Annotated in this window: 11 protein-coding genes; 4 read left to right on the top strand and 7 right to left on the bottom strand. The window is 70.2% G+C overall.

Going from position 1 to position 13,116, the window contains the following annotated elements; translation table 11 throughout:
• Positions 1–47 precede the first annotated feature (47 nt).
• Entirely contained in the window at positions 48–635 is a 588-nt protein-coding gene (locus ACVHNB_RS09540) for a DUF485 domain-containing protein (RefSeq protein WP_428951829.1), read from the top strand.
• The gene (locus ACVHNB_RS09545) at positions 632–2,224 is read left to right on the top strand and encodes a solute symporter family protein (protein WP_428951828.1); all 1,593 of its coding nucleotides are present in this window, start codon (positions 632–634) and stop codon (positions 2,222–2,224) included. Before ACVHNB_RS09540 ends, ACVHNB_RS09545 begins: the two co-directional genes overlap by 4 nt.
• 18 nt (positions 2,225–2,242) lie before the next feature.
• On the opposite strand, the gene ACVHNB_RS09550 is transcribed toward ACVHNB_RS09545, so the two are convergent.
• The 4 genes from ACVHNB_RS09550 to ACVHNB_RS09565 form a co-directional block, all read right to left on the bottom strand.
• Positions 2,243–2,923: a response regulator gene (locus ACVHNB_RS09550; protein ID WP_456227811.1), complete on the bottom strand. Its 681-nt coding sequence runs from the start codon at positions 2,921–2,923 to the stop codon at positions 2,243–2,245.
• Positions 2,920–4,563 (bottom strand): sensor histidine kinase, encoded by a 1,644-nt coding sequence (locus tag ACVHNB_RS09555; protein WP_428951826.1) that lies wholly within the window; start codon positions 4,561–4,563, stop codon positions 2,920–2,922. The genes ACVHNB_RS09550 and ACVHNB_RS09555 overlap by 4 nt, the downstream gene beginning before the upstream one ends.
• A gap of 75 nt (positions 4,564–4,638) precedes the next feature.
• On the bottom strand, positions 4,639–5,601 hold the full coding sequence (locus ACVHNB_RS09560) for a sucrase ferredoxin (RefSeq protein ID WP_456227812.1): 963 nt from the start codon (positions 5,599–5,601) through the stop codon (positions 4,639–4,641).
• Between the two features lie 27 nt (positions 5,602–5,628).
• Positions 5,629–6,897 (bottom strand): citrate synthase, encoded by a 1,269-nt coding sequence (locus tag ACVHNB_RS09565; protein ID WP_456227813.1) that lies wholly within the window; start codon positions 6,895–6,897, stop codon positions 5,629–5,631.
• A 97-nt stretch (positions 6,898–6,994) separates the two neighbouring features.
• Between ACVHNB_RS09565 and ACVHNB_RS09570 the strand changes: the two genes are divergently transcribed.
• A complete protein-coding gene (locus ACVHNB_RS09570) occupies positions 6,995–8,164 on the top strand; it encodes a citrate synthase (protein ID WP_428951823.1) in 1,170 nt (389 codons plus the stop codon).
• 58 nt (positions 8,165–8,222) lie between these two features.
• Here the strand turns inward: ACVHNB_RS09570 and ACVHNB_RS09575 are convergent, their stop codons facing one another.
• The gene (locus ACVHNB_RS09575; protein ID WP_428951822.1) at positions 8,223–8,459 is read right to left on the bottom strand and encodes a hypothetical protein; all 237 of its coding nucleotides are present in this window, start codon (positions 8,457–8,459) and stop codon (positions 8,223–8,225) included.
• 176 nt (positions 8,460–8,635) lie between these two features.
• Complete coding sequence (locus tag ACVHNB_RS09580; RefSeq protein WP_456227814.1) at positions 8,636–9,163, bottom strand: DUF6082 family protein; 528 nt, start codon at positions 9,161–9,163, stop codon at positions 8,636–8,638.
• A gap of 317 nt (positions 9,164–9,480) precedes the next feature.
• Between ACVHNB_RS09580 and ACVHNB_RS09585 the strand changes: the two genes are divergently transcribed.
• Complete coding sequence (locus tag ACVHNB_RS09585; RefSeq protein WP_456227815.1) at positions 9,481–10,584, top strand: CobW family GTP-binding protein; 1,104 nt, start codon at positions 9,481–9,483, stop codon at positions 10,582–10,584.
• Between the two features lie 25 nt (positions 10,585–10,609).
• Here ACVHNB_RS09585 and ACVHNB_RS09590 read toward each other — a convergent pair whose 3' ends face one another.
• Complete coding sequence (locus ACVHNB_RS09590; RefSeq protein ID WP_456227816.1) at positions 10,610–13,066, bottom strand: DNA gyrase/topoisomerase IV subunit A; 2,457 nt, start codon at positions 13,064–13,066, stop codon at positions 10,610–10,612.
• Positions 13,067–13,116 lie beyond the last annotated feature (50 nt).

Here is a 13,116-nt window from a genome sequence, read left to right on the forward strand (position 1 = left end):
CATCCTTGGGCACGCGGCCGAAGTGGGCCGCGGACAAGGAGAGTTCGGTGGAGAAGCAGGACGGGCGCGAGACGGCGCAGCCCCGGGCCGGTGATCGCGGTGGCATGGGCGATCCCTGGTACGACGCGCTGGCCTCAGGGTGGGGCGAGTGGGACGGCACGGGCGGACCGACGCCCGCCGTGCCCGCCCAGCCCGCGCACCGGGAGCGGAGCGCGGCGGGGGTCTACCTGGAGGTGCAGCGCAGCGCCGCCTTCCAGGAAGTGCGCGGGCGCTACCGGAGGTTCGTCGTCCCGGCGGTCGCGATCTTCTTCGCCTGGTACGTCGCGTACATCGTGGCCGCCACGAGTGCGCCCGCGCTGATGGCCCGGCCGGTGGCGGGGGCCGTGAACGTGGCGATGGTGGCGGGCCTCGGTCAGTTCGCCAGCACGTTCCTGCTGACGTGGCTGTACGCGCGCCACGCCCGGCTGCGCCGTGACCGGCTCGCGCTCGAACTGCGGTGGGACACGCAGGAGATGACTCGTGGGATCAACGACCTCGGTCGCATGAACGGTTCCGCGCGGACGAACGGGACGGCACGTGCACAAGGGGCCGGCCATGAGAACGGTTCGGCGCAGCGCGAAGGAGACCGTCGGTGACCGGCACACATCAGACCTTGGCGCTGGTTCTGTTCAGCGCGTTCGTGGCGGTCACGCTCGGCATCACGACCTGGGTGGGCCGCAACCGGCAGGGTTCGGCGGAAGAGTTCTATGCGGGCGGACGACTCTTCTCACCGATGGAGAACGGTTTCGCCATCGCCGGTGACTACATGTCGGCCGCTTCCTTCCTCGGCATTTCCGGGCTGATCGCGCTCTTCGGGTACGACGGCCTGCTCTACTCGGTGGGCTTCCTCGTCGCCTGGCTCGTCGTGCTCTTCGTGGTCGCCGAACTGGTGCGCAACTGCGGCCGGTTCACGTTGGCCGACGTCGTGGCGGCCCGGATGCGGGAGCGTCCGGTGCGCATCGCGTCGGGAACTTCCTCGGTCACCGTGTCCGTTCTCTATCTGGTGGCGCAGATGGTGGGGGCGGGCAGCCTGGTGGCGCTGCTGCTGGGCGGGAAGAGCGGGAACGCACAGGCGTGGACCGTCGTCGGTGTGGGCGCGCTCATGGTCATCTATGTGTCGTTGGGAGGGATGCGGGCCACCACGTGGATCCAGATCGTGAAGGCCGTCCTGCTCATGGGCGGGACGATCGCCCTGACGGTGCTCGTCCTGGCGCGCTTCCACGGTGACTTCAACCAGCTGTTGCGCACGGCCGCGGCGCGCAGCGGGCACGGCTCCGACTTCCTCGTGCCCGGTCTGAAGTACGGCGGGAGCTGGACCGCGCGCTTCGACTTCATCAGCCTGGGCCTCGCGCTCGTGCTCGGCACAGCGGGCCTTCCGCACATCCTGTCGCGCTTCTACACCGTGCCGACCGCGCGGGCCGCCCGCCGCTCGGTCGTGTGGTCCATCGGGCTCATCGGCAGCTTCTACCTGATGACGATCGTGCTGGGCTTCGGCGCGGCCGCCATCGTGGGCTCCGCCGCCGTCCGGGGTTCGAACGCCGCGGGGAACACGGCCGTCCCGCTCCTCGCCCTCGACCTCGGCGGCGGCCCGGACTCCACGGGTGGCACGGTGCTGTTCGCGATCGTCGCCGCGATCGCCTTCGCCACGATCCTCGCGGTCGTCGCCGGGATCACCCTCGCCTCCTCGGCATCCGTGGCGCACGACCTGTACGCGTCACTGCGCCGGCGTGGCGGGAAGCAGCACAGCGAGGTCGCGGTGGCCCGTGTCGCCGCGGCCGGGATCGGCGCGCTCGCGATCGGGCTCGGACTGCTCGCGCGCGATCTGAACGTCGCGTTCCTCGTGGGCCTGGCGTTCGCCGTCGCCGCGTCCGCCAACCTGCCCGTCCTGCTGTACTCGCTGTTCTGGCGGAACTTCACCACGCGTGGGGCCGTGTGGTCCGTGTACGGCGGACTGGTGCCGGCGCTCGCGCTCGTCCTGCTGTCGCCGGTGGTCTCCGGGAGCCCCACGTCCTTGTTCCCCGGAGTGGACTTCCAGTTCTTCCCGCTGGAGAACCCGGGGCTCGTCTCCATCCCGCTCGGCTTCCTGGCCGGCTGGCTGGGCACGGTGACCTCCGCCGAGCCGCCGGACGAGGCCAAGCACGCAGAGACCGAGGTGCGGGCGCTGACCGGCGCGGGAGCCGTCTGAGCCGACGTATCCAGGCCCTCAGAGGCTGGCGGCCGCCCACTCGTACCGGTGCTCGGGCCGCCCCGTGTCGCCGTACTTCAGGCTCAGCCGCACCCGCCCCGTGCGCTCCAGAAGCTTCAGGTAGCGCTGGGCGGTCTGGCGGCTGAGCCGGGTCCGGTCGGCCAACTCCTGCGCGGAGAGCGGGCCTTCGGCACCCATCATGGCTCTGCGTACGAGTTCGGCCGTCGTCGGGGAATGCCCCTTGGGCAGATCCGGCGCCGGTGTGGCGGACAGTGCGCCGAAGATCCGGTCGACCTCCGCCTGCTCGGCCTCGCCCCCGCCGTCGAGGGTGCGGCGTAGCGTCGCGTAGGCCTCCAGCTTGCCGCGCAGCCCTGCGAACGAGAACGGTTTGACCAGGTACTGCAGGGCCCCGTGCCGCATCGCGGCCTGCACGGTCGCCACGTCGCGCGCCGCGGTCACCATGATCACGTCGATCTGGTGGCCGCGCTCGCGGACCGTACGGGCGACGTCGAGGCCCGTCTCGTCCGGCAGGTAGTGGTCCAGGAGGACCAGATCGACCCGGAGGTCCTCGATCCGTTCCAGGGCCTCGGCAGCGCTGTGTGCCGTGGCGGCCACACGGAAACCGGGCACCTTCGCCACATAGGCGGCGTTCACGTCGGCGACGCGGGTGTCGTCGTCCACGACCAGGACCTCGATCATCGGACCTCCTGGGCCGCGCTCGGAACGGTTTCGGTGAAGGCTTCCGGCAGCACGACGACGAACTCGGCGCCCCCGGTGGGCGACGCCGACACCTCGGCCGTGCCGCCCTGCCGCTCGGCGAACCGCCGTACCAGGGCGAGCCCGATGCCGCGCTTCCCGTGCGCGGGCGGCTCCTTCGTGGACCAGCCTTCCACGAAGACGGACTCCCGCTGATCGGCGGGGACCCCCGGTCCGGTGTCGCGCACCCGCAGGACAGCGGTACGGCCCTCCGCCCGCAAAGTCACTTCCACGCGCGCGTGCCGCCCCGAACCCGCGGCGGCGTCCGTGGCGTTGTCCACCAGGTTGCCGACGATCGTGACCAGTCCGCGCGGATCGACGAGCCGGTCCGGCAGTTCGGTGTCGGCCGAGATCCCCAGGGCGACGCCGCGCTCCGCGGCGACGGTCGCCTTGCCCACCAACAGCGCGGCCAGCAGCGGATCCTGGATCTTCTCGGTGATCTGCTCCGCGGTGACCCGGTGCGCGTCCGCCACCTCACCGACGAACTCCGCGGCCTCCTCGTACATCTCCAGCTCCAGCAGCCCCAGCAAGGTGTGCATGCGGTTGGCGTGTTCGTGGTCCTGGGCGCGCAGGGCGTCGATGAGGCCGCGTGTGGAGTCGAGTTCGCGGCCCAGCTGCTCCAGCTCCGTACGGTCGCGCAGGGTCGCGACGGCGCCGCCGTCGTCGGTGGGCATCCGGTTGGCGACCAGGACGCGCTGGCCGCGCACCGTCAACAGGTCGGTACCGGTGACGTGGCCCGCGAGGACGTCCGCCGTCCGACCGGGGCCCAGTGCGTCGTCCAGGGACCGCCCGATCGCCTCGGCGTCGAGGCCGAGCAGGCGCTGGGCCTCGTCGTTCAGCAGCCGTATCCGCCCGGCCCGGTCCAGCGCGACGACGCCCTCCCGGATGCCGTGCAGCATCGCCTCCCGCTCGGCCAGCAGCGCGGAGATGTCCGAGAACGCCAGGTCGCGCGTCTGCCGCTGCACGCGCCGCGCGATCAGATACGCGGCGAGCGCGCCCACCGCCAGCGCCCCGCCCGCGTAGGCGAACAGGCCCGGGATCGCGTGGATGAGGCGTGCGCGGACGCTGTCGTACTCGATGCCGACCGACACCGCGCCCACGATGGCCCCGTCAGCGCCCCTCAGCGCCACTTTCCCGCGCGCGGAGCGGCCGAGGGTACCGTCGTCGATCTCCATCACCTCGCGGCCCGCCAGCGCGTCGCTGGGGTCCGTCGAGACGACCTCGCCGATCTGGTCGCGGTCGGTGTGCGACCAGCGCACCCCATCCTTGTTCATGATCACGACGTACTCGGCGCCGCTGGCCCGCCGGATCCGCTCCGCCTCGGCCTGTACGGGACCCCGGGCGGACGGACGTGAGGACTGCAGGTCGGCGGCTATCTGCGGCTGCGCCGCCGTGGTCTGCGCGATGGCGAGGGCGCGCCGCATCGCCTGATCGTCCAGCTGGTCGCTCAGCGGCGCCAGGAACAGTCCGGTCGCCAGCACGGCCACCCCCGCGGCGATCGCCACCTGCATCAGCAGCACCTGCGCGAACATGCGCCTCGGCAGACCGAAGCGTCGGCGGCGGGCGGGCGAGATCGGGCTCATGGTGACGAACGGTACGGGCCCTTCCGCCCCCGATCGAGGCCCTTGTGGCGCGGATCTCCTGCGCTGCCTGCCGCGTCAGCCGAGCGCCGCGGAAACCTCACGCACAGCCACGACATCCATACGGGCCGGTGACCCGAGAGCACCGCCGCAGCTCTCCGGGCGCGGAGGCAGCGACGCACCCTGGGCGACCGTCACGCACCAATGGCGTCCGTCCGTGTGCGCGACGGTCACCTCCCAGCGCGACACGTCGTTCCCCGTGGCCTCTGCTCCTGCGACGCCCTCCGCAGGCGCGAGGACATCCGTGCGTACGACATCCAGGGCGTCGGCGCCGTACTCGTGGGCCGCGCGGCGCACCGCCAGTTCCGCGGCCTGGCCCGGGCGGTCCCAGGCGGAGCTGCCGCGGCAGTCGTCGGTGACGATCCGCTTGGCGCGCACTCCCTCCAGGATCTCCTTCACGTCGGCTGCCGTGACCCTTCCGTAGGCGTAGCCGTACGGCAGCACCAGAAGGGTGGGGGAGAAGCGATGTCCGCCGAGGTGGGTGACCTCCCAGACGCCTTCCTCTCCGGAGAGGGCCAGTTCCGAAGCCAAGGGCCGCCCCAGGAGAGCGCAGCAGCGGTCCCGCTTTCCATTGGTGCAGACGAGCGCGAGCGGAGCGCCCTCGTAGAGGTCACCGAAGCCGCTGTGCTCACCGGCCCCCAGCGCGGCGAAGTCGAGCCGCAACAAGTCTTCGGGCGCTTCGACGATGGCGCTGCGCAGCCATGCGTTTCCGGGAGCGGTGTGGGCGACATACACGCGGCGACGGGCCGCGTGGTGACAGTCGGCGTGCCGTCCGGGACGCCGGACGAGTGCGACGCGCACCCCGGTGCCGTCGGCCGCGGTCTCCAGGGCGCGGCCCACTTCAGGATCGAGATGGCTGGAGGTCAGGGCCTTCGCTCCCCAGGGGCCCGGCTGCTCGATGAGCAGCCAGGTCCGGGCGGTGGCCGCGGTCCCCGCGAGTGGTTCGTCAAGATCCAGGGAGGCGGTCGCGCACGTACTCACGCAGGCGAGCCTAACCTGTCGGCGATGTCACTCCTCATCCAGCGCCGGCGGCAGGGGCTGCGGTGGAAGCGGGCCTACATAGTGGCCCGTGGGCCGCATACGTAGGGGGCGCTCTCCGTACTCCTCCAAGGCATGGGCGATCCAACCGGTCGTGCGTGCCACCGCGAAGATCGTCTCGCCCGCCTCGGCGGCCATGCCGTGCGAGGCGGTGAGCACGGCGAGGGCCAGGTCCACGTTGGCGTGCAGGTCCGTGTGGCGGGCGGTCGTCGCCACGACGTCGCGGGCGGCGGCCAGCGCCGGCCGGGCGGCGGGCAGCTCCTCCAGAACGGCGAACAGTGCCTGCGCGCGGGGATCCTCGCCCTTGTAGAGACGATGGCCGAGCCCCGGGACGCGGCGGCCGGCGCGCAGCTCGTCGGCCACCACGGGCCCGGCGCTGCCCCGGTCGAGCACTTCCAGGAGCATCCGGTGCGCCAGGCCGCTGGCCGCACCGTGCAGCGGCCCTTCCAGGACCCCCAGGCCCGCGGACACGGCCGCGTACGCGTGCGCCCGGGCCGACGCGGCGACGCGGACGGCGAGAGTGGAAGCCGCCAGGTCGTGGTCGGCCAAGAGGCCGAGGGCCATGTCCAGAGCGCGCAGTGACGCCTCGTCAGGATCCTGATAGGACAGGCGGCCCCACAGGCGCTGGGCGATCGGTTCGCCGTCCGTGTAGGTGGGCGATTGCAGGGGCAGCGCGGCCGCGAGCGTAGGGATGAGGGAACGTGCGGCGCCGAGGACCGACTCCTCGGACAGGTCGTACCGCAGGGGATCGGAGGTCGCGGCCGCGACCGCTGCCACCCGCAACCGGTCCACGGGGCTGCTGTGTTCGGGCAGGGCGCCCACGGCACGGCGGGCGGCGGCGAGGGACTCCTTGGGGGCGACGAACCGGGCGCCGGGGCGCAGCGTGCCCGTCCACAGCCACTCCGCGACCTCCTCGTACGAGTGACGGGCCGCCAGCTGTGCCGCGTCGACCCCTCGGAAGAAGTACCGGTCCTCGTCGATGAGCGTGATCCGGGTGCGCACCGACAGCTCGTCGGGGCCCGAACTCGGTGCGCTCTCACGCCTGTTGCGGCGGGCGAGGGCCTCCACCTCGGCGGCGTCGAAGGTGCTGCCGCGCCTGCCCTGGCCGCGCCGGCTGGTCAGCTGCCCACGGCTGACGTACGCGTAGACGGTCTCGGGCTTCACCCCGAGCAGCTCGGCGGTCTCCTTGGTGGTCAGTCGACGGGCCTGTTGTGCCGGTGCCGGTTCGTGATCCCTCATGCGCGTCACCGTATCCGCTCAGTTCAGTATTGATTCAATCAATATTGACAGAGATCGAGTCAAGCATGGACAGTCAGATCAAGTTCAGGGAGGAAACATGCCGATCAACGGGACCACGACCGCCTCTGTCGTCGACGTACCGCGAGGGCTCGCGGGTGTCGTCGTCACCGACACCGCGCTCGGTGACGTCAGAGGGCGCGAGGGCTTCTACCACTACCGCCAGTACTCCGCCGTGGAGCTCGCGCAGACCCGCAGCTTCGAGGACGTGTGGCACTTGATGATCCACGGCGAGCTGCCCGATGCGGCACAGTCGACGGCCTTCGCGCATCGGACCGCGGGGCTGCGCGCACTGCCCGACGAGGTGCGGGCGGCGCTGCCCGCCATCGCCCGCGCCGGATCCGTGTCCGGGCCGCTCGCCGGGCTGCGCACGGCCCTCTCGCTGTTCGGCGCCTCACGCGGTTTCGGGCCCGTCTACGACATCGACGCCGACCGGCGCCGGGAGGACACGATCGCCGCCACCGCGGTGGTCCCCACGATGCTCACCGCACTGCACCGGCTCGGCGAAGGGCTCGACCCGGTGGAGCCGCGCGCGGATCTCTCGTACGCGGCCAACTACCTGTACATGCTGACGGGCTCGGAGCCGGACCCCGCGCACGCCCGGGCCATCGAGCAGTACCTCATCTCAACCATTGATCATGGCTTCAATGCGTCAACCTTCACGGCGCGCGTGATCGCGTCGACCGGTGCGGATGTTGCCGCCTGTCTGGTCGGTGCCGTCGGCGCTCTGTCGGGGCCCCTGCACGGCGGGGCGCCCAGTCGTGCCCTGGACACTCTAGATGCGATCGGTACGCCTGACCGCATTGACTCCTGGGTCCGTGAGCGGGTCCTGGCCGGCGACCGGATCATGGGCTTCGGGCACCCGGTCTACCGCACGGAGGACCCGCGCTCGCGGATGCTGCGCGGCATCGCCAAGCGGTTCGGAGGGCCCCTTGTGGAGTTCGCCGTCGAGGTCGAGCACCAGGTGGAGGCGATCCTGGCCGACCTCAAGCCGGGGCGGGAACTGCACACGAACGTGGAGTTCTACGCGGGCGTCGTCATGGAGCTGTGCGGGTTGCCGCGGACGATGTTCACGCCGACGTTCGCCGCGGCGCGCGCGGTCGGCTGGAGTGCCAACATCCTGGAGCAGGGTCAGGATTCGAAGATCATCCGTCCGGCGGCGCGGTATGTGGGGGTGGAGCCGACGGTGGCGGTGCCGGTGCTCGGCTGACGCGCGGGCGGCCGCCGTCGGGTGGTCCGGGCGGCGGCCGCAGTGCGTGGCTGAGAGGTCAGGAGTCGGGGATGTCGGCCTTGGCGCGCAGCAACGTCTCCCGGTTCACGATGACGATGCGCTCGTAGTCGGCGACCCCCGCGTCCGCTGGAAGCTCGTGCTTGAGTTCAGCGGTGGCTTCCGTGCCGATCACGGCGAAGCTCCCGTCGCTGAGTTCGAATACATCGGGGCAGGTGGCGCCGGAGGCGCTGCCGCGAGCGCTCGGGGGCACCCCGATGCGACGTACGATCTTCAAGGGGACTGATTCCTTCTGGAGACGGCGAGTGATGGCGACACATTAGTGCGCTCGGCGCAGTGGCAGCGCACTGAAAGCCGCCATTCCAGGGGGAGTTGACCCGGATGTCACCGGGATGGGGGACTGTGGGACCTCGCGTGCGCGTGTTACCGCAGCGGATGCCGGTGACCGAGGCGTCACACCTCAGGGGGCACTCCTACCACCCACCACTGGTCCGTCTCCGCCTCGTCCAGTTCCCGGAAGAGCGCCTCGGCGATGCGGCCGATCTCGGCCTCCGTGGATGACGGGTCGAGTGCGGCGCGATGGGGCCGGGTGATCTCCCAGTACTCGCGGATGTAGGCGCTCTGGAAGAGCTCGCGAAGGTGGCCGAAGAGCTCGCGCTGGTTGAGCAGGCCGGATTCGTAGAGGTGGAACGCGTTGATGTACCAGAGATTCGCGTACAGGAGTTGCCGTCGCTTCTCCGGGTCCAGGTTCATGCCGAAGGTGTCGATCACGACAGCGAGTGCCGGGTCGTCGATGGCCTTGCTCAACAACTCCCAGTGCATGCGCTGTTGATGTGCGCGAGCCAGTCGTCGCCGCTCCGTGGCGACCGATTCGGCGCCTCTGCCGTGTCGCTGCCACAGATGGAGGGCCCCGGCGCCTGCCAGTCCCCCCGTCAATGTCGCGATTACCACACGCCATGTCCCGTAACTTTGAGTGGCCATGTCAACCCCCGATTCAGGCGACCGTCCGCCGGTCGGTCGGGTGCGGGTCGACGGGCGTGGAGACCGGCGAGCGGTGGGCGGCGCGCTTGCCGTCTCCCAGGATGCCGAGCGGCTCTGATCGGCTGGGAGGCGGAGAGGAGGCGCACGGAAGCATGGGTCGCGCAAACCGGCGCCACGTCCAACGTCTGCCCCGCGATCGGCGCTAACAATCGTTCACTTCGCGGCGTTTCTACGCGCACTTATTCTGGGGCGAGATTCATTCTTCGTACGAGAGCCGGAGCCCGAGCCGGTGCACGCTTCGGTGTGAGAGAGGTCGCGTGTTGAGCAAGGCGAGCCCGCAGCAGATCCCTGTCGTCGTCCTCGCGGGCTTCCTCGGTTCCGGGAAGACCACCCTGCTGAATCACCTGTTGCACCGCAGTGGCGGCACGCGCATCGGTGCGATCGTCAATGACTTCGGGGCGATCGAGATCGACGCGATGGCCGTGGCCGGGCAGCTGGGCGATTCGACGGTCTCCCTCGGCAACGGCTGCCTGTGCTGTGCCGTGGACGCCAGTGAACTTGACGTCTATCTGGACAAGTTGACTCGCCCGATCAATGACAGTCATCGCATGGACGTCATCGTCATCGAGGCGAGCGGCATCGCGGAACCGCAGGAACTGGTGCGGATGGTGCTGGCCAGTGAGAATCCGCGGATCGTGTACGGAGGGCTGATCGAGGTCGTCGACGCCGCCGAGTTCGACGCCACTCGGGAGAAGCATCCCGAGGTGGACCGGCACCTGGGGATCGCCGACCTCGTCGTGGTGAACAAGGGCGATCGGGTCCCCGACACCGAGCGGCAGCGCGTCCTGGGCGTGGTGCGGGCGGCGGCAGAACGCGCCGCCGTCGTCTCCGCGTCGTACGGCCGTATCGACCCGGAGCTGCTCTTCGACTGCCGTCCCACGGAGGAGCGGATCGGGCAGCTGTCCTTCGACGACCTGCACCGGCACGGCGCGGGCGAGGCGCACGACGAGCACCTGCACTCCGCCTATGAAAGCGTCGCGTTCACATCCGAAGTTCCCTTGGAGCCGCGCCGGTTGATGGCCTTCTTCGACAGCAGGCCCGACGGTCTCTACCGCCTCAAGGGGTACGTCGACTTCGGCCCGGGCGACCCCGCGAACCGGTACGCGGTGCACGCCGTCGGGCGATTCCTGCGGTTCTACCCCGAGCCCTGGCCGGGCGGAGAGCCGCGCCTCACGCAGCTTGTCCTCATCGGGGCGGGCATCGACACGGAGGCGCTGCGCGAGGAACTCGACGCCTGTAGGAGCGAGAACAAGAGCGACGCCCCGCACACCGTCGACGAGCACGGCATGTGGGGCGTCCTCCGCTACGTACAGGACAAGGGCGAGACCGAGGAAGTCCAGGATCTCGCCGACGTCCCCTAGAGCGGAACGGGCCGGCCCGGGAGGCCTATACCGGGCCCGCCACCACCGCCACCGTCTTCGGCAGTGAGACGCCCGAGCCGTCGCGGCGCGGGTCCATCTCGGTCAGCTCGGCCGGTGTGCCGTTCTTCTGCGCCGCGCGTGCGGGCACCGGGCCCGCCCAGGCGAGGCTCAGGCAGTCCTCGCCCTTCAGGAACCTCTGGCAGCGCACGCCACCGGTCGCGCGGCCCTTGCGCGGGTACTGGTCGAACGGCGTCAGCTTGGCCGTCGTCTGGACCGAGTCGTCGAGCGTGCCGCGCGAGCCCGCCACCGTGAAGACCACCGCGTCGACCGCCGGGTCGACCGCGGTGAACGAGATGACCTTCGCTCCGGTCGCCAGCTTGATGCCGGCCATGCCGCCCGCGGGACGGCCCTGCGGACGCACCATGGAGGCCTGGTAGCGCAGCAGCTGGGCGTCGTCCGTGATGAAGACCAGGTCCTCTTCGCCGGTGCGCAGCTCGACGGCGCCCACGATCCGGTCGCCGTCCTTGAGGGTGATGACCTCCAGCTCCTCCTTGTTCGACGGATAGTCGGGCACCACACGCTTCACGACGCCCTGCTCGGTACCGATGGCGATACCCGGCGACGACTCGTCCAGCGTCGTCAGGCAGATCACCTTCTCGTCCGCCTCCAAGGAGGAGAGGAACTCGGAGATCGGCGCGCCACCGGAGAGGTTCGGCGCGGACGCCGTGTCCGGGAGCTGCGGCAGGTCCACGACGTTCAGCCGCAGCAGCCTGCCCTCGGAGGTGACCACACCGATCTCGCCGCGCGTCGTCGCCGGCACCGCGGAGACGATCACGTCGTGCTTGGCGCGCCTGCCGTCCTCGTCGGCGGCGAACGGCTCACCGTTCGCCGTACGGGCCAGCAGGCCGGTCGAGGAGAGCAGCACCCGGCACGGGTCGTCGGCCACCTGCAGCGGAACGGCGGCCACCGGGGCGCCCGCCGACTCCAGCAGCACCGTACGCCGGTCCGTGCCGAACTTCTTCGCCACGGCGGCCAGTTCCGTCGAGACGAGCTTGCGCAGCTCCGTGTCGGAATCGAGGATGCCGGTCAGCTCGTCGATCTCGCCGTTGAGCTTGTCGCGCTCCGACTCCAGCTCGATCCGGTCGAACTTGGTGAGGCGACGCAGCGGCGTGTCCAGGATGTACTGCGTCTGGGTCTCGCTCAGGGAGAAGCGCTCCATCAGGCGCTCCTTGGCCTGCGCGCTGTTCTCACTGGAGCGGATGAGGCGGATGACCTCGTCGATGTCCAGCAGCGCGACGAGGAGACCCTCGACCAGGTGCAGCCGGTCCCGCTTCTTGGTGCGACGGAACTCGCTGCGGCGGCGCACCACCTCGAAGCGGTGGTCGAGGTAGACCTCGAGCAGCTCCTTGAGACCCAGGGTGAGCGGCTGGCCGTCCACCAGGGCCACATTGTTGATACCGAAGGACTCCTCCATCGGCGTCAGCTTGTACAGCTGCTCCAGGATCGCCTCCGGCACGAAACCGTTCTTGATCTCGATGACCAGGCGCAGGCCGTGCTCGCGGTCGGTGAGGTCCTTCACGTCCGCGATGCCCTGGAGCTTCTTCGAACCGACGAGCTCCTTGATCTTCGCGATGACCTTCTCGGGACCGACCGCGAAGGGCAGTTCGGTGACGACGAGCCCCTTGCGGCGCGCCGTCACGGTGTCCACGGAGACCGTCGCACGGATCTTGAACGTGCCGCGCCCGGACTCGTAGGCGTCCTTGATGCCGGACAGGCCGACGATCCGGCCGCCGGTGGGCAGGTCGGGCCCCGGCACGAACTTCATGAGCGTCTCGAGGTCGGCCCCCGGGTGCTTGATCAAATGCCGCGCGGCGGCGATCACTTCCCCCAGGTTGTGCGGCGCCATGTTGGTCGCCATGCCGACCGCGATGCCCGACGCGCCGTTGACCAGAAGGTTCGGGTACGCCGCCGGGAGAACGAGGGGCTCCTGCTCCTGCCCGTCGTAGTTCGGTGCGAAGTCGACCGTGTTCTCTTCGATCGACTCCGTCATCAGACCGGCTGCCGGGTCCATGCGGCACTCGGTGTACCGCATGGCGGCCGGGCGGTCGTCGTTGCCCAGCGAACCGAAGTTCCCGTGCCCGTCGACCAGCGGTACGCGCATCGAGAACGGCTGTGCCAGACGCACCAGGGCGTCGTAGATCGACGCGTCACCATGGGGGTGCAACTTACCCATGACCTCGCCGACGACACGGGCGCACTTCACATAGCCACGGTCGGGGCGCAGGCCCATCTCGTTCATCTGATAGACGATCCGACGGTGGACGGGCTTCATCCCGTCGCGGGCGTCGGGCAGGGCGCGCGAGTAGATGACCGAGTACGCGTACTCCAGGTAGGAGCCCTGCATTTCGTCGACCACGTCGATGTCGAGGATCTTCTCCTCGAAGTCGTCGGGCGGCGGGGTCTTCGTGCTGCGGCGGGCCATCGCTGCTGCGGCTCCTTCACCAACATGAACGGGTACATGAACGGGAACTG

It is taken from the genome of Streptomyces sp. YJ-C3 (genome assembly GCF_053891275.1).